This window comes from Candidatus Amarolinea aalborgensis, assembly GCF_900491745.1.
GTDB classification, from domain to species: domain Bacteria; phylum Chloroflexota; class Anaerolineae; order SSC4; family Amarolineaceae; genus Amarolinea; species Amarolinea aalborgensis.
Window position 1 is genome coordinate 22,880 of the sequence record NZ_UETR01000011.1, and the last position, 18,824, is coordinate 41,703.

The window sequence follows — 18,824 nt, forward strand, 5'->3', positions numbered from 1 at the left end:
TTGCAGAAGGGATGCTCAGAACTCGTCGTCCTCATGCCCCGCGACCAGCGGCTGTGCGACCAGCTCACGCCACGCCGCGAGAACCGTTTCATCAGCCAGACCCGCCAGAAGCCGGTCTGTCACCGGGCCTGGATCGCGCTTGAATGAGGGAAACGTCAATAACAACAAGGCGATATCGCGCCAATCGGTCCCTGCCTTGGGGCTGCTGCGGCGCTGAGCATAGGCGATGACTTTGCTGGCAAGAAGCTCGACAGGCGCTATGACCAGGATGTCGGCCAGTCGCTCGACCGCCGGCAGGGTCGTCACCCCTCGCACATCAACCAGGTGACGGTTGCCTGTCTTTTGCACCTGGTACAACCGAAAGCCCCGCCCGCCGGCAACCTCACGAATACGTACGGCGATGGTGAAGCGGCGCGCCAGGTAGTCACGCAACTCTGCGGCCAGTTCAGCCGGATGCGTTGACATGAGGTCAATATCCTGCGTCATACGCGGCTCACGCACGTAGGCGTTGACCGCTTGCGCCCCAAAAACCGCCACGTCGTCACGGTGGCGTAGGAAATCCAATACCGCTTCGTGAATCACGGCCAACGGCAACGGTTCAGCCGTAGCATACTCGCGCAAGGTCAAGGCGCCAGCGTTCAGGCTGTGCTCGTAGGCGATGGTTGAGGTGGCGATGTCGTCTGTCATGGTGCTGCTAACCCCTTGGATTGCCCGCTTCCGGTAGCAACTGATACCGGTGTATAGCCTGTCTGCGCGGCTGTCCAGCGGAAAAGGACGCAGCCCATGGCCATGCCGCCGCCGGTCGCGCAGAAGATGACATAATCGCCAGCGCGTGGCCCTTTGCCCTGCTCGATCGCGTCGTCCAGGGCCATCGGAATGCAGGCCGAGCCTGTGTAGCCCCATTTATCCATGATCCAGTGCGTCTTGCTGAGCGGCTGGCCGAGGTTGCTCATCACCGTCTTGATGGTGTTGACGTTGAGCTGCGTGAAGAAAAACCAGTTGACATCATCCACGGTCAGCCCCGCGCGTGCGACCACCTGGCGGATCAGCGGCGGCCAGCGCTCGCTGTTGAAGGTGGCTGGGAACTTGCGCACGAACTGCACACGCGGCTTGCCTTGCGCGTTGATGACTTCGGGTGTGGCCGGCCGGAAGGTGCCGCCGGTGTAGACGCCGAGCGCGTCGTGAAATTCGCCCATCGCCAGCAGCTTGCCGCCCAGGAAGCCTGGTTCGGCGCCCGCGCCCAGGATGACGGCGCCCGCACCGTCTGCAAAGAGCGCGCCAGTCTGCTTGTCATGCCAGTCGAGAAAGCGCGTCATGCCATAAGCGCCCGCGACCAGGATATGGCTGTAGCTCGCATCAGTGGCGATGTAGCGGCTGCCGATGTCCAGGGCTGTGACCCAGGCCGCGCACGCGCAGTTGACATCAAAAGCGCCGGCCTGGGTCGCACCCAATTTACCTTGCACCACCGAGGCCGTGGCGGGACTCAAATAATCGGGCGTGTCGGTCGCCACGATGATGAGGTCTAGATCGGTAGCGACCAGTCTGGCGCGGTCTAGCGCCTGCTGGGCCGCGGCCACCACCAGGTCAGAGGTCGCCTGCTCCGGCGCCATGACGTGGCGCTCCTCAATCCCCACCTTCTCCATCAGCCAGGGGCCAACATCTTGGCCCAACATGGCGCTGACATCGGCGTTGGTGACGACCTGTTCAGGCACGTAGCGGCCTGTGGACAGAATCTGCGCGTAGGGCATGAACCGATTCCTGTGTCCGGATTCAGATTTGGGAGTACAAGGCGCCCGTTGACATGCGAGACGCATGGCCGGGGATAGTAACGACTTCAGGCTGCCAGTCCGTACGCTAGTGAATTGGCCCCGGTCTGCGCTGTTCCTGAAGTCGTTACGACCCGTGATCTGTGACCCTAGTTCACCGCTTCGTCAGCCGTGGCATGGGTGATGAGGATCGGCACATCGGTCAGATTGAGTACATGGTCGCTGACGCTGCCAAGCAGCGTTTGCCCCATCGGCGAGAGGCCGCGGCGTCCCATGATGATGAGATCGCAGCCTTGCTCGGCGGCGACGCGCACAATGGCTTCGGCGGGCGGGCCTTCGACGATGGCCGGGTGGACAACAACGCCGTGGCCCTCCGCGTTTTGCATGGCCGGGGACATAATGCGCAGGGCTTTGGTCTTTTCCTGGTCTAGAAACTCATCCACGTCGTCCAACAGGGATGAACTGGTAATCGGGGCATAGGCATGCAGAATCCAAAGTTCGGCATGAAGGACCTCGGCCATGCGCATGGCGTAGGTCAAGGCCTTGCGGCTGTGGACCGAGCCGTCAAAGGCGAGCAACAATCGCTTGAACATGCAACACTCCATTTTTCGTCGGCGCTTGTATTGCGCCTGCACGGGAGGCTCAGCAGGGGACTTTCGGACGCCGACCCTATTCGTGAAAACAGCGCCTTTTCATGCGGCGCTCATACCCTAACGCTGACTCACGTGTGGGGCGGCGCGCTCAAAGAGGGCCTGGTTAGCCGCCATCAACAGTGGGAACGTGAGATCGCGATAGTTGATCCCGGCTTGCGCGGGAAACGGCGTTTGCAGGGCGCCGCTGCGGTCGGGAATGACATTGACCACGCCGCCTGCTTCGGTGACCAGCAGCCAACCGCCAGCCAAATCCCACAGGTGCGGGGTTGCCGCCAGGCCGAGCATGGCCGTGCCACGCGCCACCAGGGCAAAATCATAACCGACGGCGCCTAGCACACGCGGCTTGGCGCGAATGCCGGTCACCTCGAAGTGGCGCCATGAGCGGGAGCAGGCGACCAGAATCTGGTTGGGATGCAGCGTTGCGCTCTGGCTCGTGTGCAACGGCCGATCATTGCAGAAAGCGCCGCCGCCCAGGCGCGCGTGGTAACACTCCTCCAGGCACGGGAAATGCTGCACCGCCAGCACGGGTCTGCCCTGGTGCAGCAACGCCAGCAGCACGCCCCAGATGGGAAGTCCGCCAACATAGTTCGTCGTCCCATCAATAGGGTCTACCACCCACTGGAACGCCTCATCGCCAACGTCGTGCGCCAGTTCCTCAGACACGATGCCGTGATCAGGAAAGCGAGCGCGCAGCGCGTCACGGATCAGGTGATCGGCCTCGATATCGGCCTCAGTGACCAACGAACCGTCATATTTGATCTCTGCTGTCACCTGGCTGCGTCTGGCGACCAACTGTTTGCCCACCTGGTTCGCCAGGGACAAGGCGAAGGCCAGCGGTTCATCCCAGTTCATCAGGACGCCCAGAAATTGGTGCGCGTGATGCTGTTGCACATCCGTCGCGCGTCGGTCACAACCTGCACATGGGCCGGGTGCTTGTCGTAGGCTTCCAGGTCGGCTGCGCTGTCGAAACCTGAAATCAGGCAGACTTCGGCATTCGGCCCACTGCGACCGGTCAGCTCGCGTCCCACTTCCCAGAGGCGAATCACGCCAATCTGGTTGACCAACTGCTGCAGCGTGACGACCCAGGCTTCGAGGTCGCTGTCGGGGACCTCGGCTTTGAACTTGAACAGAACAACGTGTTTGAGCATAGAACCGCCATAGAATAACGAGACGTGAAACCATAGACCCCAGTGTCTCGCGTTTCACGTCTCGTGGGTATTGGCCACGACCACAGAATCAGTCCGTGCTGTAGTCCACCGAGATACGGCTGGAACACAAGTGATCAATCTTGGCCAGAACTGCCTGCACCGCCGGATGCTTAAAGTAGCGCAGGAGCGCCTCTCGGTTCTCGAAATCGCCGACAATGGCCACATCGTAAGCCAGGTCTATGTTGATCTCGTTACAGCCAGTGGACCAATGCAAAATCTCCGGCACCTGATTGGGTAAGTCAGCCAGATCACGCACCAGCTGCTTGCATTCCGCTTCGGGTTCGTGTGTCTTGAATTTGAGAGATACGACATGTCGAAACATACAGCATTTTCCTCTTTAGATTAGAATACAAATTTGCCGTCAATCATGATCGTGCGTCCATCCAACTCGATGGTGCACGTCGTAGGAATGACATCCACATGAATCGCGGACGACCACGTCGCGCCCGTTTCGTAGGGATAGCTATCGCCAAACGCCACATGGACGCCCGGTAGTTTCTCGTCCTGCAGCAGATTTCCCGTCAATCCGGTCAGTGCAATGTTGGTGCCGATGGCAAACTCGCCCATCCGCCGGCCGTTTTCGCTGGAGGAAAGATAGGTCGCCACCTCGTTCACCAATGCCTGGTTCGCGCCCCCCACCCGGCTGATTTCGCCATCCGTGATGTGGAAAAAAACCGGTGTCGGCAGAACGCCATATTTCTCGCTAAAATAGTCGCCCAACACAGTGGCAGCCACCACACCCTCGGCCGTCGCCGGACAGGTGAAGGTTTCTCCCTCAGGCAGGTTTCCCCACTGCCCCGCATGATGGTAGATGCCGGTGCAGGGCACCCAGCGCAGTCGCGGGTCAAACTGAGCCACCAGGTCGGTTCCAGCCGGGGAAATGACACGAATCTGGTGTGCATCGCGCACCAAATCATACACCTGCTGCGTTAAGCGGGCAATCTGCTGATAGTCCGCGGTCATGCCTTCAGTCATCAGCTGCTCAGTAATGCCGATCATGTGCGCGTGACGCACATGCAGGTCCCGCATCAGAATAACGCGCAGGCCAATGCGAAAGGTGATCTCGCCCTTTTGACTGCCAGCCGCATAGAAGGTAACACTCGGCGCAAACGCTAACAAGTCCTGGTGCAGCGCCATCGGCACCGCCAAAATCGGCCGCGCCGCGTAATCTTCCAACTGCGCGACGCGCACTTCAGCGCCGCAGGATCGAACGGCTTCGGCCAGAGCCTCGCCAATGGTCGTCCGGGTCTGATCGGTGAGAATGAAGACACGATCTTGAGCCGTTACCCCCATACAGGTGAACACGGCGTTGTGCGCACCTTGACGCAGGGCCGCCAATGGATCAGTCACCGTTTTTTCTCTCCTTTCGCCCTCTTGTACGAAGGACAATCGCCCAACCGCGCGTCCTTGATGATCTACTCTGATTATACCCAGGAACGGCATAACCGTAAAGAACCTACGTCATATTGCGCGATTGTTTTTTCGCAGTATAATGCCGCCCTGCACACCTGCGTGCATTGCTGCCCGACGAAAGGAAATTGCATCGTGAGCGTGACGACGCAGCAGCCGCTACAGATCCCGGAGGCATGGACGCATTTGCCCGTTGAGCGCGTGCACGGCGTCATCTTGCTGATGGGCGCGCCCAGCACGGGAAAGAGCACGCTGGCGCGGTACCTTTTTGAACGCCTGGCGGCGCAGGGTCGCCGCGTCGCTTATCTGGACGGCGATCCAGGCCAGAGTACGCTCGGTCCGCCCACCACGTTGACTCTCGCCCTGGCCGCCGAGACTTCAGCGAACCACGCATCTGCGCCGGCGCGCGTTTCCTTTCCGCCGACCGGGCCCTCTTGGCGACGCTTCTTGGGCGCCACCTCGCCGCGCGCACACATGCTGCCGTTCCTGGTGGCAGCCGCACGCCTGGTGCAGGCCGGCCACAGCGGCGGCGCCGAGGTCATTATCTACGATACGTGCGGCTTCGTGGACCCCCTTTTTGGCGGACTGCATCTCAAGCTCGCCAAGATTGATCTTCTGCGCCCCGCGCTGGTCATTGGCCTGGCTCACGGGGAGGAACTTGACCCCCTCCTCGCGCCGCTGCGTTACAGCCATCGCACCCGCGTGGAAAAGCTGCAGCCTGCGGTGTCCGTGCAGCCACGCACCGCGGCTGAGCGCCAGGCCCATCGCGCGGCGCGCTTTGCCGCTTACTTCAGCACAGCTCGCGTGCAGACCATTGATTGGCGACGGCGGGCGGTTCTCCCATCCCCAGAATTCCCCGCACAGCGCCTCCTGGCGTTGGAAGATGACCGCGGCTTTACGCTTGGTCTGGGCATCGTCCTCGGCGCGGACATGGCTTCGCGCCGGGTGTCTCTGCTGACGCCGCTTGCTGCCTTCGATCACGTGGATACGCTCAACCTGGGCCACGTACTGCTGGACATGCAAACGTTTCGCGACCAACGCATGATCCAGCCAGAACGGTGAAGGAGGTTTTGGACGATGACGAACGCACTTGCTCCGCACATCAACTTATGGGTGGCGCATGAGAATGAAGTGGTGCTCAGTGGTTGGCGCATAGACCTGTTAGAGGCCATTGCCAGTACTGGCTCCATTTCGGCCGCCGCGGACCAACTGCAGGTCAACTACCGCGTGGCCTGGAACAAAATCAAGGAGATGGAGCATGGCCTGGGCGTCTCTCTGCTGGAGACACACATCGGCGGCAGTCACGGCGGCGGCGCCGAGCTGACGCCCGCGGCGGTGGCCTTCATTCAGCGCTATCGCCTGCTCAGCGCCGGGCTGGACGAATGGGTGCAGCGGCGTTTCGCCGAGGTGTTTGGCGATCTGTGACATAGATCATAGTCAGGGTGAAGCGTTATGACGAAAATGAATAACGCCCCTATCACCTGTTGAGGAGGATCTATGCGTTATCGTTTATTTGTGATGATTTGCCTGTCGGCCTTGCTGCTCACAGCCTGCGGCGCCCCCGCGGCGTCGCCTACCGCAACGGCCGCGCCGCCCACGGCGACGCCACCCACGGCGGCGTTACGCCTGGCCACAACCACCAGCACGGCCGATTCTGGCTTGCTGGACGCCATTCTGCCGGTGTTCGAGAAAACCTGTCAGTGCAAGGTGGATGTGGTGGCCGTGGGCAGCGGCCAGGCACTCGAGATTGGGCGCAAAGGCGACGCGGATGTGTTGTTGGTGCACAGCCGCAAGGGTGAAGACCAGTTCGTCGCGGAAGGTCACGCCGTCGCGCGTTTCGATGTGATGGTCAACGACTTCATCATCGTTGGCCCCACGGCCGACCCGGCCGCCATCAGCAGCCTGGGCAGCGCCAAAGACGCGTTCAAAGCCATCATGACCAAACAGGCGCCGTTTGCCAGTCGCGGCGACAAGTCCGGCACCAACACGAAAGAGCTCTCCATCTGGGCTTCAGCCGGCATCACGCCGACGGCTGAGATGACGTGGTACAACGCCCTGGGCCAGGGCATGGGGGACACCCTGGTCTTTGCCAACGAACGCCAGGCTTACACCCTGAGCGATCGGGGCACCTTCTTGTCCATGAAAGACAAGTTGCCCGGCCTGACTATTCTGCTGGGCGGCGCCACCCTGGCTGACAACAAAGACAAAAGCTTGCTCAACCCATATGGTGTGCTGGCGGTGAACCCGCAGATGCACCCCGGCGTCAATGCCGCACTGGCCGACAAATTCGTGGCCTGGATTCTGGCGCCGGAGACGCAACAACTGATCGGCGCTTTTGGGGTTGACAAATTCGGACAGCCGCTGTTCTATCCAAATCCGAGTAAGTAGACACATGAATGATATCCTGCGCAGCCTGGACCAGGCTTTGCGCCTGATTGCTGCCGGCGACGCCAGCCTGGCGGCGATCATCGCCCTGTCGTTGCGCGTGACGGGGTTGGCGCTGCTGGTCAGCACACTGGGCGGGGTGCCGTTGGGCGCGGTTCTCGGCCTGGGCCGCGTGCGGCTGCGGGGGTTGGTGACGGCTCTGCTCTACACGGGAATGGGCTTGCCGCCAGTCGTCGTGGGACTCTTTGTTTACCTGATGCTCTCGCGCAGCGGACCGCTGGGCGCCTGGGGTTGGCTCTTCACGCCCAATGCCATGATCGCGGCGCAAACGATCATCGCCTTCCCGGTCGTGGCCGGGCTGACGATGACCGCGGTGCAGAGTGTGGATCCAGGCCTGCGCCTACAGGTGCGCGCCCTGGGCGCCACTTCGGGCCAGGAGGCTTGGGCCGTTCTGATGGAGGCGCGCATCGGCGTGGTGGCCGCCATCGTGGCTGCGTTCGGCAGCATCATCTCGGAGGTGGGCGCGGTCATGCTCGTGGGCGGCAACATTGCCGGCAAGACACGGGTGCTGACCACGGCGATCGTGCTGGAGACGCGGCAAGGTGATTTTTCCCTGGCGCTGGCGCTGGGCGTCATCCTGCTGGCGCTGGCCTTCACCGCCAATCTGATCCTGCTGCGCTTGCAGGGCCGCGACTGAGACCTCACCTCATCCCCCGGCCCCTTCTCCTCTCCGCACGACGGAGGAGAGAAGGGGAGGCGGTCGCGACCCCGCGGTCGAAGCTGGCCGTGCGGCGGCTGGAGATAGTGGACGCTTTTCTGATGACGAATTTGTACGAGATTGAGCAATTAAGGCATGCCTATCACGGGCGCACGGTCCTGGACATCGCGCACCTGTCCGTGCCCGAAGGGCGGGTGTTAGCGTTGGTGGGGCCAAGCGGCGCGGGCAAGACAACCCTGCTGCGTCTGCTGAACTTTCTGGAACCGCCCACGGCCGGGGTGATACGCTTTGCCGGCGAATCGGTGCACGGGTCCGCGCCGTTGGCCGTGCGCCGTCAGGTGACCACCGTTTTCCAGCGCCCGGTATTGCAGCGCAGCAGCGTGCGCCGCAACGTGGCCTATGGGCTGCAGCTGCGCGGCATCGCGCCCGATGGCCAGGTGGATGCCATGCTGGCGCAGGTTGGCCTGGCCTCGTTTGCCCAACAGCCGGCGCGCCTGCTTTCCGGCGGCGAGATGCAGCGCGTGGCGCTGGCGCGTGCGCTGGTCATCCGCCCGCGTGTTCTGCTCCTCGATGAGCCGACGGCCAATCTGGATCCCTACAACGTCGGCCTCATCGAAGATATCATCCGCCAGGCCAATGCCGAACAGGGCCTGACCGTCGTGCTGGTGACGCACAACGTGTTTCAGGCGCGGCGCCTGGCGCACCACACGGGCCTGCTGCTGGGCGGACGCCTGATCGAAATGACCGACACGGCGCGCTTTTTTGAACAGCCCAGCGACCCGCGCACGGCGGCCTTTGTGCGCGGGGATATGGTCTACTGAGCCAGTGATGGCCGCATCGGTCGCGGTTTGCTGCGCTCATCGTTCTCGTGCTACAATGCGCTCATGCGTGACCAAAGGTGGTTCTTTCAGCCTGCGCTTGGGCTTTTGCTCTTCTTGACGGTTGGTTTGCTGTTGCTGTTAAGCCCCGACCGCCAGCCGGCCCTGCGCGCGCAGGCCGCGGCGCCGCAGGCCACCGTCGTCAGCGCGGCCGTCACGGCCTTCCTGGACGACACCGCGATCAAGGTGGACACGACACCCACCAATTTGAACAGCGACATCCTGCAGCGTTTCGGCCGCAGCGTGGTGAATTACGTGGATGGTTGGCGCTTTCAAAACGTCGCCATCCCACAGGGGGTGGTCATCGTCAGCGCGACCCTCACCCTCAACCCGGCCCTGTGGCAGACCGGCATTCCGATCCCCGTTTCCCTCGTGGGCGAAGCCAGCGACAATGCGGCCGATTTCGATCACGCGCAGGTTCTGGCTCATCTCCGGCCGCGCACCAATGCCAGCATTGACTGGACTCTGGTGACGACGCCAACCACGGCTTTCAACTCGCCAGACGTGGCGCCGGTGATCCAGGAAATTGTGAGCCGGCCTGGCTGGGCCAGCGGCCAGTCCTTGGTTTTATTAGCGGTCAGCCGTGGAACCAACAGCGCCTATCTCGATCTTTTCACCTACGATTTTCGGCCAGACCAGGCCGCGCGCCTTTCGGTGGCTTACCAGCCGGCCATAGGCACCGATACGCCCACACCTACCATCACTCCCACGCCGACGCGCACAGCCACGCCGACGCGCACGCCAACCCCCACGCGCACGCCGACGGCCACGCCACGCCCGCCGACCTCAACCCCGACGCCCACGGCGACTGCAACCGCGACGGCCACCGCCACGTCATCCGCGACGCCCACGCCCACGGCCACCCCCGGCCTCGACCTCTCGCTCGCCACGCCCATCGGCTGTTGGCAGCGGGTCGGCGATGCCAACCTGGGCGCGGCTAGTCAGATCAGCCAGTATGCTTGCCGTCCCGATTGGTTGGAAAGCGGGCCGGAGCGGGTGTACGCCCTCTCCCTCGATGCGAACGAGCCGGTGATGATCGAACTGATCTACCCGCCGCAAGGGCCTGACCTGGACATTTTCCTGCTGTCAGGCGCCCTGCCCTCCATGTGCCTGGCGTACGGCGATCGTTACCTCAACTATACGACCAACAGCGCCGGCGTCTACTACCTGGTGGTGGATGGCTACCAGGGCGCCATCGGCAGTTTTGATCTGCACGTGGCCTGTCCGGCGCGCCCGACGCCGACGCCCGTCTCGACTCCAACCCCAAGCATCCGCGGCTTTTTACCCTGGATGCCACGCTAATGCCTGATTCGGGAGGCCTGCGCAATGGCACCACCTACGCCGGTTACGGCCATTCACACAACCCAGTCCGCGCTCGTTCGTCGCCCGCCGACTCCGGCTGAGCTGACCTTCAGCCAGGGCAGCCTGCAAGATTACACGCAATGCCCGCGACGTTTTCAACTGCGCTTTCTGCTCAATCAGCCCTGGCCCGCGTTGGAATCGCAGCCTCTGCTCGATTTTGAGCATTACCAGGAGTTGGGACAGCGCTTTCACCGCCTGATCCAGCGCCATATCAACGGTGTGGCGGCCGCGCGGATCAGCGCCGGCATTCAAGATTACGATCTGCGCCGCTGGTGGCAGGCCTATCTAGCTTCACCGCCGCCCGGATTGCCCATGCCGCTCCTGGCCGGCGCGCACGCCGATTGGCTGATTTGCGCCGAAGAGGTGCTCTCCACGGTGATCAGCAGCCAGCGGGTGGCGGCGCGTTACGATCTGCTCGCCATCCAGGAAAACGGCCAGGCGCTGATCGTGGACTGGAAGACCAGCCGCCAGCCAGCCACGCGCGCACAGTTGGCGCAGCGCATGCAAAGCTGGGTCTATCCCTTCGTCTTGGTCGAAGCGGGCGCGGACCTGGGACGGGGCGCCATCGCGCCGGAACAGGTGCGCATGGTCTACTGGTTTGCCAATGACCCTGAGCGGCCGCAGACCCTGGCCTACAGTGCACGGCAGCATGAGGCCCATCGGCGCTACCTCGCCGCGCTGATCGAGGAAATCGCCACGCGGCGCGACGCGGTCTGGCCTCTCACGTCCGACGAGTCACGCTGCCGGTTCTGCACCTACCGCTCCCTGTGCGACCGCGGCGTCGAGGCCGGCGATTGGGCCACCTTCGACGACGAGCGCCAGCCTGACCTGGACTTCGGTCTGGAGGACGTACCCGAAATCGCGTTCGCGTAAGGGCACGAGGTGGGGCCGGAAGGACCATGCGATTTGTGCCGAGACTCGAATCGGCCCCACCTCGTTAGGGAACGCTGGGCGGCGTAAGGGCACAAGGGGCGGCGGAGTAGGCATTACGCGACAAGCCAGGTTGCTCCGCCGCCCCTCGTGCCCCAACGGGAACGCGCGGAAGGAGGAATCATGACCGAATACCGTCGCCGCAACACGCTACGTTACGTTGGCTACGACTACACCAACGCGGGGGCCTATTTCGTGACGCTCCGCGCCCACCGCGGCCTGCGCGTGTTCGGTGAGGTTGTGAATGGCGTCATGGTGCTGAATCCGCTGGGGCGGATCGCTGATCAATGCTGGACCGAATTCGCCGCGCGCCACACCGATGCCCAGGTGGATATCCATGTGATCATGCCCAACCATGCGCATGTGCTGCTCTGGATCATGGACACCGGCTCTGCGGAGCCGGGCGCGGTCAGCAAGACGCGCAAGTTTGGCGATGCCATCGCCGGATCGCTGTCGAGCCTGGTGGGCGCTTACAAGAGCGCTGTCACGCAGCAGGCGGCGCATCGCGGTCTGATCCCTGAGCCGCCGCTGTGGCAGCGCAACTTCCACGATCATATCGTGCGCGGCGAGCAGGAATTGGAACGCATTCGTGAATACATCCGCCAGAACCCCGCGCGCTGGCGCTGTTAGGGCACGATGTGGGGCCGGGAGAGCTTTGCAGCTTATGCCGAGACTTGCATTGGCCCCACATCGTGCCCCAACGAGGTGGGGTCGGAGGAGCCGTATGAGTGATAGTAAGGGCACGGGGGGTGAGGGGAGAGACTCAGCCCTATCGCCTATCGCGTCCCCCGCCGCCCCTCATGCTCAAACGATCAACCGTTACTCCTCACGCAGCCAACGGCTCGACCACGCGTTCCTGCGCGACATGCTGCGCGGCGCCACGTCGTACAAGCGCATCGCGGGTTGCTTCCGCAGCTCCATCTTCGAGCTGGTCGGCGAGGAGATCGGGGGTGTCCCCGACGTGCGCGTCGTCTGCAACAGCGATCTCGACGCCGTGGATAGCTTTTGAATTTGAGGGCGGCCTCTATTTGCGGCTATTCGCCGTGAATACAACCGAGCTTGAGAGTTGGAATCTGTTTTCCCCAGAGCACAAGGTACTGGTCATTGGACCAGGTGTGCACTGGCCCTACATCAGGTCGGATGTCGTGAGCGAAGAGTCGTAGATCTTCATGTTCTGTAGATGAAGCCTGGCGCGGGACCGCGGCCCCGCGCTGACCCGCTTCGCCGTGGCCGAGTACTTTCGGCGCTTGCAAACCACCGCCAATGCGGGTATAATCCCCTTCTCACCGTACCCCCCAGCATCAGCCTAAATCTTGTGCTGCACGCCACGACCACCTGCGGTTGTCGGCGCTGTAAACTCTTGCGTGTGCAATCAGGAACACCGGCCATGCCCTTACCCGTGCTGCCGACATCCGAGGCTGTGGCGTCTGTCCTGGCGACGTTCCAGGGCAAGGGCCGCGCCTACCTGCTGCCCTGTCTCCTGGCCGTGCAGCGCGTCCACGGCTGGCTCTCGCCTGACCTGGTGGCCCGCATCGGCGCGGCGCTGGCCGTTCCCCTCGCCGACATCTACGGCGTGATTGACTTCTACACCATGCTCTACAGCCAACCGCACGGCCGGCATCTGCTGCGCGTGTGCGATGATGTCGCCTGCTCCCTGGCGCGGCCAGCGAACAGCGAATCGTTGCGCGCGGCCATCGCCAGCCACACCGGCCTGCGCCAGCGCGGCGATACCACGCCCGACGGCGCGCTGACCCTGGAGATGATGCCTTGCCTGGGCCGCTGCGCGGACGCGCCGGCGGTTCTGCTGGACGAGGCGCCGCTGCCTGCCGATGCGCTGCTCTCCTGGTTGACCTCGGATCGTGAGCCTGATGCGCTGCTCTCCGCGGCGACCGCGGCTGCCGCCCCCGCAGAGCCGGTGCTGGGTGACGTTGTGCTGGCAGAGCACGTGGGCCGGGTTGACCCCTGGAGCCTGGCGGACTATGAACAGCACGGCGGGTTTGCGGCCCTGCGCCAGGCCCTGGGCGCGATGACGCCGGCCGCGGTCGTGCAGGCCGTCGAGGCGTCGGGCCTGGTGGGCCGCGGGGGCGCGGCTTTTCCCACCGGGGTCAAATGGCGCAGCGCCGCGGATGAGCCGGCGACGCCCAAGATGGTGGTGTGCAACGCGGATGAGAGCGAAACCGGCACTTTCAAGGATCGCCCCCTGCTGCAAGGCGATCCCTTCCGGCTGATCGAGGCCATGGCGCTGGCCGCGTACGCGATTCAGGGCCAGGGCGAGGTGGGCGGCTACATCTACCTGCGCGGCGAGTATGGCTACGTGGCGCCGGTGCTGGAGAACGCGCTGGCCCGCTGTCGAGCGGCCGGCTACCTGGGGCGCCATCTGTTGGGCAGCAACCTGCACTTCGACATCGAGCTGCGCCTGGGCGCGGGCGCGTACATCTGCGGCGAGGAGACTGCGCTCTTCGAGTCCATCGAGGGTAAGCGCGGCATGCCCCGCGTCAAACCGCCGTTTCCGGTACAGGCGGGCCTCTTCGGCAAACCCACGGTCATCAACAACGTCGAGACTTTCTTCAACATCCCCCCCATCGTGCGCCACGGCCCCGGCTGGCTGCGCCAATATGGCACCGCGCAATCGCCGGGCACCAAACTGTTCGGCGTCAGCGGCTGTGTGCAGCGCCCCATGCTTTACGAACTGCCGCTGGGGCGCTCCTTGCGCCATCTGCTGTTCGATCAGGCTGGCGGGCCGCTGCCTGACCGCCGCATCACGAGCGTGCTGCTGGGCGGCGCGGCCGGCACTTTCGTCGGCGCCGCGCACTTCGACGTGGCCCTCGACTGGCAGTCGCTGCGTGAAATCGGCGCCACGCTTGGCTCCGGCGCGGTCATGGTGCTGGATGATGCGGTCGCGCCCTGTGAGGTAGTCAGCCGCGTGGCCCACTTCTTCGCCCATGAGTCGTGCGGCAAATGCTACCCGTGCCAGATGGGAACGCAGCGCCAGGTTGAGATCGTCGAACGCTGGCGCGCCGGCCAGGCGCGACCCCAGGATCGGCTCGACCTGGACGACCTGGCGGGCGCGATGCGCGATGCGTCGCTGTGCGGCCTGGGACAGGCCGCATCCGGCGCGATTTTGAGCGCCGTGGAACTGTTCGGCGGTTGAATTCAGACAAACAGAAATCAAACAAACCGATGGATGGACTGGTTAATTGCAGCTACGCCGCGTATGAGCGGGAAGGCTGGCGCGTGGTGGATGGCGCGGCGCCGGGCGAGGAATTCCTGCGCCTGCACGTCAACGGCCTGGAACTGGCGACGCTGATGTGCTCGCCGTTCGAGCAGGACACCCTGGCGCTGGGGTTCCTGCGCGCCGAGGGCGTCATCCAATCCCTGGCTGACGTGCGGCTGGTCACGGTCTGCCCCAGCGGTACGTGCGTGGATGTGTGGCTGCGCGATGCCCATTTTGAGCCGCCCCGCCGCGTCATCATCACCTCCGGCTGCGGCGGCGGCGTCACCTTCGATGACCTGGCGGAGCAGCAGGCGCCGCTCACCTCCAGCCGGCGGCTGGCGCCAGAGCAGCTCATGCGCCTGATGGGCGATGTGCAGGACGCGGCTGTGCTCTATCGCACCGCGCGCGGGATTCACACCAGCGGGCTGAGCGATGGCGACCAGGTGTTGATGGTGGCGCAGGATGTGGGGCGTCATAACACGATAGATCGTCTGTGGGGGCAGTGCCTGCGCCGCGGCCAGCCGACGGAAGATCTGATCCTGCTCTCCACGGGCCGCATCAGCTCGGAGATGCTCAACAAGGCGGCCAAGATGCGCATTCCCCTCGTGGCCAGCCGCACGTCGCCAACGGCCCTGTCCATCGAGTTGGCGCGCGCGTGGAATATCACCCTGGTGGGCTATCTACGCACCGGCAGCCTGCGCGTCTACACCGCAGCAGAGCGGCTGGGCTTCGACGGAGGAAATCATGGCTCTCAATCAAGTTCATAACTACAGCATTTGGCACCAGGCGGGCAGCGACAAAGCTGAGATTCGGCTGCTGCTTGACACTGGCTCGCTGGCCACGATCAGCAATCTGCCATTGGCTTCGGCCACTTTTATCGTGGACCTGCTGCGGCATGAGAAGCCAATCTACTGGGACAGCGTGGCACGGCTGGTCTACACCTCATCCTGGGAACCGGTCGGCGAAGGCGAGTAGCTCCAGCTCTAGCCTCCTGAACTTGTTCGGGAGGCCGCTGAGGAGAGAAAGGGATTCAACGATGAGCCACTCACCCATGCCATCATCGGTGGGCGTCGTGATTGACGGCCACGCCTTGACCGTATCCACGGGCACTACCGTGTTGGCCGCCGCGGCCGAGATTGGCGTGGACATCCCCACGCTGTGCTATCATCCCAACCTGACGCCCAACGCAGTCTGCCGCATGTGCGTCGTGGAGCCGACCCGCGGTCGCACCCTGATCCCGGCCTGCGTCGCGCCCTGCGTCGAGGGACTGGAGGTGCACACCGACACCCCGCGCGTGCAGCGCGCGCGCAAGGTGATCCTGGAACTGCTTCATTCGACCGTGGACTGCTCCGAGGCGCCGCAGATTCAAACCTACAGCGCGCGCTATGGCGCGGACCCCGCGCGTTTCGCCGGCGGCAAGCGCCGCGACGCGGCCGTCAAAGACGACAATCCCTTCTACGTGCGTGACTACAGCAAATGCATTCTGTGCTGGCGCTGCGTGCAGGTCTGCGCCGACGACGTGCAAAACACCTTTGCCTTGACCCTGGGCGAGCGCGGCTTTCACACATCCATCGCCACCTTTTTCGACGCGCCGATGCCGGACACGACCTGCGTCTTCTGCGGCAACTGTGTTGAGGTGTGCCCCACGGGCGCGCTCAAAGGCAAGCAGGAATGGCTGCTGGAGCAAGGTCTGTCGTTGGATGAGATTCGCCTGCAAACTCGCCGCGCACGGCGAGCCGTCCGCCGCACGGAAAGTGACGATTGAGCGCGCCAGGCAACGCCGAAAAGTGAGCTTGGCGGCGACAGTGGGAGGTGACCAGATGATTGCTGAGCATGTGACTCGCTCCACCTGCGCGTACTGCGGCGTGGGCTGCCAGGTCAATCTGCACGTCAACGCCGAGCAGCAGATTTTTCGGGTCAGCGCGCCGCAAGACGCCGCGCCGAACTATGGCCGGCTGTGCGTCAAGGGGCGCTTCGGCATGGACTTCGTCTACCATCCCAGCCGCCTGACCACCCCGCTGATCCGTCACGACTACGCGGATATTCAAGCCGGCCGCGCCCGGCGAGGGCCGCTTGATCTGGATGGCTTCCGCCCGCTGAGCTGGGATGCCGCGCTCGACTTAGTCGCGCAGCGGCTGGCCGCGATCAAGGCGCAGCACGGCGGCGACGCGATTGCCGCGCTCTGTTCGGCTAAAGCCACCAATGAAGACAACTACGTCTTTCAGAAGTTCATGCGCCAGGTGCTGGGCACGAACAACGTAGATCACTGCGCGCGCCTCTGTCACGCCGGTTCGGTGACCGGCCTACAGATGGCGATCGGTTCGTCGGCCATGTCGAACGCGATTGCGGAAATGCCCACGCTGGAGTGTTTCATCGTCACCGGCTCCAACACCACCGAAACGCATCCGGTCATTGCCACGTTCCTCAAGCAGGCGGTGCGCAAGCACGGCGCGCATCTGATCGTGGCGGATCCGCGCCACATTGAGCTGGCCGATTTTGCCGAAGTGTGGCTGCGCCAGAAGCCGGGCACTGATGTGATCCTGTGGCAGGCGCTGGCGCATGTCATCGTGCGCGAGGCCTGGTATGACGCCGACTTCATCCGCACGCGCACCGAAGGCTTTGCAGATTACATCGAGAGCCTGGAACGTTGGACGCCGGCTTACGCCGAAGAGATGACCGGCGTGCCGGCCGCGGACATCGTCAAGGCCGCGCGGCTCTACGCGACGGCCAACCGCGCCGCGATCTACTGGGGCATGGGCATCAGTCAAAGCACGCATGGCACTGACAACGCGCTGGCGCTGGCCAACCTGGCGCTGATGTGCGGTCATTTGGGCGCGGAGGGCGCCGGCCTCAACCCACTGCGCGGGCAGAACAACGTCCAGGGCTGCTCGGACGCGGGCGGGCTGTTCGACATGTTCCCTGGCTACCAGCGTGTAGACCACCCCGAGATTCGCGCCAAGTTTGCCTGGGCCTGGGGCGCGCCGCTCAACCCGCAGCCCGGCCTTGCCACGCCGGAGATGGTGGACGGCGCGGGCAGCGGTGCGCTGCGCGCCTTCTACGTCATGGGTGAGAATCCGCTGATGAGCGAGCCCAACCTGGCGCATGCGCGGCACTGTCTGCAGAACCTGGATCTGATCGTCTGCCAGGACATCTTCTTCAACGAAACCTGCGCGTACGCCGACATCATCCTCCCCGCCACCAGTTTTGCCGAAAAGGATGGCACCTTCACCAACTCGGATCGTCGCGTGCAGATGGTGCGCGCCGCGATTGAGCCAATCGGCGCGGCGCGCGCGGATTGGGAGATCGTGTGCGATCTGGCCGGCCGCGTGCTGCACGAACTGCATGCGTTGGGCGCGACGCCAGGCTCACGGATGGGGGATTTGCCGGCGGCTGCGCCGGCCGCGGTGGCCGACCTGGCCCTGGGCGCGCTGGCCGGCTATGCTTACGATCATCCGGCGGCGATTTGGCAGGAGATGGCGCGCTTGACCCCGCCCTTCCAGGGCATCAGCTACGCGCGCTTGGAGGCGGAGGGCGGCGTACATTGGCCTTGCCCCACGTCCGATCATCCCGGCACGCCGTACCTCTTTGCGGAGAGTTTTCCGCGCGGCCGCGGCAAGTTCCACAGCCTTGACTTCCTGCAGCCGCATGAGCTGCCGGATGCCGACTATCCGCTGATTCTGTCCACAGGGCGCGTGCTTTTCCATTGGCATGGCGGCACGATGACGCGGCGCTCGAAGCTGGACGACATTTACCCGGAGGCGGTGGTAGAGGTGCATCCGGAGGATGCGCGGACGCTGGCGGTCAGCTCAGGGGCGTGGGTGGAACTCAAGTCGCGACGCGGGCGCATCGAGTGCAAGGTGTTGGTGACGGGGCGTTCGCCGCAAGGGACGGTCTTCTTGCCCTTCCATTTTGCTGAAGCCGCCGCGAATGAGTTGACCCTGCACGACCTCGATCCGCTGGCAAAGATACCGGATTACAAAGTGTGCGCGGTGCGCCTGACGCCGTTGGATCGGCCGGACGGGGCTGTGTCGGGGGTCAGCAGCCCCGGCGCGCGGCGGTGAGTGGAGCAAGAGAAGATGAGATCTGATTATGGGCCAGCAAGGCCGCAATGTGCTGTTGAATGGCGACACGGATGTTACGCCTGGTCTCTTCGATAGTCATGCCATTGCTAAAGCACCCTGGCAGGCTAGGGCTATAGGCGAAATACCCTTCGTCTTCTGGCTCTTTCTCCATGACAATCCCAAAGTCATAGAATTTCACGGCTCACCGTCCTGGTTTGCACCCTACGTTGGTAGATCCG

The 18,824-nt window shown here is 63.7% G+C and carries 22 protein-coding genes; 14 read left to right on the forward strand and 8 right to left on the reverse strand.

All coding sequences use genetic code 11. The features are described 5' to 3' along the window. Positions 1–15: 15 nt before the first annotated feature. The 7 genes from ACPQ6D_RS14605 to ACPQ6D_RS14635 all read right to left on the reverse strand — a co-directional run bounded on the left by ACPQ6D_RS14605 (position 16) and on the right by ACPQ6D_RS14635 (position 4,977). Positions 16–687, reverse strand: coding sequence for a nucleotidyl transferase AbiEii/AbiGii toxin family protein (locus ACPQ6D_RS14605; protein WP_423225080.1), 672 nt, complete (start codon positions 685–687; stop codon positions 16–18). Continuing rightward, positions 684–1,748 carry a 3-oxoacyl-ACP synthase III family protein gene (locus ACPQ6D_RS14610; RefSeq protein WP_423225081.1) on the reverse strand — a complete coding sequence of 355 codons (1,065 nt, stop codon included), beginning with the start codon at positions 1,746–1,748 and terminating at the stop codon, positions 684–686. Before ACPQ6D_RS14610 ends, ACPQ6D_RS14605 begins: the two co-directional genes overlap by 4 nt. A gap of 167 nt (positions 1,749–1,915) precedes the next feature. Next, the gene (locus tag ACPQ6D_RS14615; protein WP_423225082.1) at positions 1,916–2,359 is read right to left on the reverse strand and encodes a universal stress protein; all 444 of its coding nucleotides are present in this window, start codon (positions 2,357–2,359) and stop codon (positions 1,916–1,918) included. Positions 2,360–2,476: 117 nt separating this feature from the next. Continuing rightward, positions 2,477–3,271, reverse strand: a complete 795-nt coding sequence (locus tag ACPQ6D_RS14620) for an inositol monophosphatase family protein (RefSeq protein ID WP_423225083.1) — start codon at positions 3,269–3,271, stop codon at positions 2,477–2,479. Continuing rightward, entirely contained in the window at positions 3,271–3,567 is a 297-nt protein-coding gene (locus ACPQ6D_RS14625) for a Dabb family protein (protein WP_423225084.1), read from the reverse strand. Before ACPQ6D_RS14625 ends, ACPQ6D_RS14620 begins: the two co-directional genes overlap by 1 nt. Positions 3,568–3,655: 88 nt before the next feature. Further along, positions 3,656–3,949, reverse strand: a complete 294-nt coding sequence (locus ACPQ6D_RS14630; RefSeq protein ID WP_423225085.1) for a Dabb family protein — start codon at positions 3,947–3,949, stop codon at positions 3,656–3,658. A gap of 20 nt (positions 3,950–3,969) precedes the next feature. Next, positions 3,970–4,977, reverse strand: coding sequence for an aminopeptidase (locus tag ACPQ6D_RS14635; protein ID WP_423225086.1), 1,008 nt, complete (start codon positions 4,975–4,977; stop codon positions 3,970–3,972). A 195-nt stretch (positions 4,978–5,172) separates the two neighbouring features. Here ACPQ6D_RS14635 and ACPQ6D_RS14640 point away from each other — a divergent pair, with 195 nt between their 5' ends. The 14 genes from ACPQ6D_RS14640 to ACPQ6D_RS14705 all read left to right on the forward strand — a co-directional run bounded on the left by ACPQ6D_RS14640 (position 5,173) and on the right by ACPQ6D_RS14705 (position 18,585). After that, positions 5,173–6,099 (forward strand): Clp1/GlmU family protein, encoded by a 927-nt coding sequence (locus tag ACPQ6D_RS14640; protein ID WP_423225087.1) that lies wholly within the window; start codon positions 5,173–5,175, stop codon positions 6,097–6,099. A 15-nt stretch (positions 6,100–6,114) separates the two neighbouring features. Next, a complete protein-coding gene (locus ACPQ6D_RS14645) occupies positions 6,115–6,462 on the forward strand; it encodes a winged helix-turn-helix domain-containing protein (protein ID WP_423225088.1) in 348 nt (115 codons plus the stop codon). Positions 6,463–6,534: 72 nt separating this feature from the next. Then, positions 6,535–7,425 (forward strand): ABC transporter substrate-binding protein, encoded by an 891-nt coding sequence (locus ACPQ6D_RS14650; RefSeq protein WP_423225089.1) that lies wholly within the window; start codon positions 6,535–6,537, stop codon positions 7,423–7,425. A 4-nt stretch (positions 7,426–7,429) separates the two neighbouring features. Continuing rightward, complete coding sequence (locus tag ACPQ6D_RS14655) at positions 7,430–8,119, forward strand: ABC transporter permease (protein WP_423225090.1); 690 nt, start codon at positions 7,430–7,432, stop codon at positions 8,117–8,119. A 122-nt stretch (positions 8,120–8,241) separates the two neighbouring features. Then, positions 8,242–8,961 (forward strand): ATP-binding cassette domain-containing protein, encoded by a 720-nt coding sequence (locus ACPQ6D_RS14660; RefSeq protein ID WP_423225091.1) that lies wholly within the window; start codon positions 8,242–8,244, stop codon positions 8,959–8,961. Positions 8,962–9,024: 63 nt separating this feature from the next. After that, positions 9,025–10,320 (forward strand): hypothetical protein, encoded by a 1,296-nt coding sequence (locus ACPQ6D_RS14665; protein WP_423225092.1) that lies wholly within the window; start codon positions 9,025–9,027, stop codon positions 10,318–10,320. Positions 10,321–10,344: 24 nt separating this feature from the next. After that, positions 10,345–11,253, forward strand: a complete 909-nt coding sequence (locus ACPQ6D_RS14670) for a PD-(D/E)XK nuclease family protein (protein ID WP_423225093.1) — start codon at positions 10,345–10,347, stop codon at positions 11,251–11,253. A gap of 180 nt (positions 11,254–11,433) precedes the next feature. Further along, complete coding sequence (locus ACPQ6D_RS14675) at positions 11,434–11,940, forward strand: transposase (protein WP_423225094.1); 507 nt, start codon at positions 11,434–11,436, stop codon at positions 11,938–11,940. 94 nt (positions 11,941–12,034) lie between these two features. Next, positions 12,035–12,319 (forward strand): phospholipase D-like domain-containing protein, encoded by a 285-nt coding sequence (locus ACPQ6D_RS14680; protein WP_423225172.1) that lies wholly within the window; start codon positions 12,035–12,037, stop codon positions 12,317–12,319. A gap of 378 nt (positions 12,320–12,697) precedes the next feature. Then, complete coding sequence (locus tag ACPQ6D_RS14685) at positions 12,698–14,461, forward strand: NAD(P)H-dependent oxidoreductase subunit E (protein WP_423225095.1); 1,764 nt, start codon at positions 12,698–12,700, stop codon at positions 14,459–14,461. Positions 14,462–14,490: 29 nt separating this feature from the next. Then, positions 14,491–15,291: a formate dehydrogenase accessory sulfurtransferase FdhD gene (gene fdhD / locus ACPQ6D_RS14690; RefSeq protein WP_423225096.1), complete on the forward strand. Its 801-nt coding sequence runs from the start codon at positions 14,491–14,493 to the stop codon at positions 15,289–15,291. Then, positions 15,269–15,499, forward strand: a complete 231-nt coding sequence (locus ACPQ6D_RS14695) for a hypothetical protein (RefSeq protein WP_423225097.1) — start codon at positions 15,269–15,271, stop codon at positions 15,497–15,499. The genes fdhD and ACPQ6D_RS14695 overlap by 23 nt, the downstream gene beginning before the upstream one ends. A gap of 76 nt (positions 15,500–15,575) precedes the next feature. Continuing rightward, positions 15,576–16,289, forward strand: a complete 714-nt coding sequence (locus ACPQ6D_RS14700) for a 2Fe-2S iron-sulfur cluster-binding protein (RefSeq protein ID WP_423225098.1) — start codon at positions 15,576–15,578, stop codon at positions 16,287–16,289. A gap of 55 nt (positions 16,290–16,344) precedes the next feature. Next, entirely contained in the window at positions 16,345–18,585 is a 2,241-nt protein-coding gene (locus ACPQ6D_RS14705) for a molybdopterin oxidoreductase family protein (protein WP_423225099.1), read from the forward strand. On the opposite strand, the gene ACPQ6D_RS14710 is transcribed toward ACPQ6D_RS14705, so the two are convergent. Continuing rightward, a complete protein-coding gene (locus ACPQ6D_RS14710; protein WP_423225100.1) occupies positions 18,560–18,784 on the reverse strand; it encodes a type II toxin-antitoxin system HicB family antitoxin in 225 nt (74 codons plus the stop codon). The two genes, ACPQ6D_RS14705 and ACPQ6D_RS14710, sit on opposite strands and share 26 nt — an antisense overlap. Between the last annotated feature and the right edge of the window lie 40 nt (positions 18,785–18,824).

Bases quoted from the DNA above. Each gene is read 5' to 3' on its own strand.
- ACPQ6D_RS14610 (WP_423225081.1), bottom strand. From the start codon at position 1,748: ATGCCCTACGCGCAGATTCTGTCCACAGGCCGCTACGTGCCTGAACAG.
- ACPQ6D_RS14625 (WP_423225084.1), bottom strand. From the start codon at position 3,567: ATGCTCAAACACGTTGTTCTGTTCAAGTTCAAAGCCGAGGTCCCCGAC.
- ACPQ6D_RS14615 (WP_423225082.1), bottom strand. From the start codon at position 2,359: ATGTTCAAGCGATTGTTGCTCGCCTTTGACGGCTCGGTCCACAGCCGC.
- ACPQ6D_RS14630 (WP_423225085.1), bottom strand. From the start codon at position 3,949: ATGTTTCGACATGTCGTATCTCTCAAATTCAAGACACACGAACCCGAA.
- ACPQ6D_RS14695 (WP_423225097.1), top strand. From the start codon at position 15,269: ATGGCTCTCAATCAAGTTCATAACTACAGCATTTGGCACCAGGCGGGC.
- ACPQ6D_RS14700 (WP_423225098.1), top strand. From the start codon at position 15,576: ATGCCATCATCGGTGGGCGTCGTGATTGACGGCCACGCCTTGACCGTA.
- ACPQ6D_RS14675 (WP_423225094.1), top strand. From the start codon at position 11,434: ATGACCGAATACCGTCGCCGCAACACGCTACGTTACGTTGGCTACGAC.
- ACPQ6D_RS14605 (WP_423225080.1), bottom strand. From the start codon at position 687: ATGACAGACGACATCGCCACCTCAACCATCGCCTACGAGCACAGCCTG.
- ACPQ6D_RS14650 (WP_423225089.1), top strand. From the start codon at position 6,535: ATGCGTTATCGTTTATTTGTGATGATTTGCCTGTCGGCCTTGCTGCTC.
- ACPQ6D_RS14660 (WP_423225091.1), top strand. From the start codon at position 8,242: ATGACGAATTTGTACGAGATTGAGCAATTAAGGCATGCCTATCACGGG.
- ACPQ6D_RS14665 (WP_423225092.1), top strand. From the start codon at position 9,025: ATGCGTGACCAAAGGTGGTTCTTTCAGCCTGCGCTTGGGCTTTTGCTC.
- ACPQ6D_RS14670 (WP_423225093.1), top strand. From the start codon at position 10,345: ATGGCACCACCTACGCCGGTTACGGCCATTCACACAACCCAGTCCGCG.
- ACPQ6D_RS14705 (WP_423225099.1), top strand. From the start codon at position 16,345: ATGATTGCTGAGCATGTGACTCGCTCCACCTGCGCGTACTGCGGCGTG.
- fdhD (WP_423225096.1), top strand. From the start codon at position 14,491: ATGGATGGACTGGTTAATTGCAGCTACGCCGCGTATGAGCGGGAAGGC.
- ACPQ6D_RS14620 (WP_423225083.1), bottom strand. From the start codon at position 3,271: ATGAACTGGGATGAACCGCTGGCCTTCGCCTTGTCCCTGGCGAACCAG.
- ACPQ6D_RS14680 (WP_423225172.1), top strand. From the start codon at position 12,035: ATGAGTGATAGTAAGGGCACGGGGGGTGAGGGGAGAGACTCAGCCCTA.
- ACPQ6D_RS14645 (WP_423225088.1), top strand. From the start codon at position 6,115: ATGACGAACGCACTTGCTCCGCACATCAACTTATGGGTGGCGCATGAG.
- ACPQ6D_RS14685 (WP_423225095.1), top strand. From the start codon at position 12,698: ATGCCCTTACCCGTGCTGCCGACATCCGAGGCTGTGGCGTCTGTCCTG.
- ACPQ6D_RS14655 (WP_423225090.1), top strand. From the start codon at position 7,430: ATGAATGATATCCTGCGCAGCCTGGACCAGGCTTTGCGCCTGATTGCT.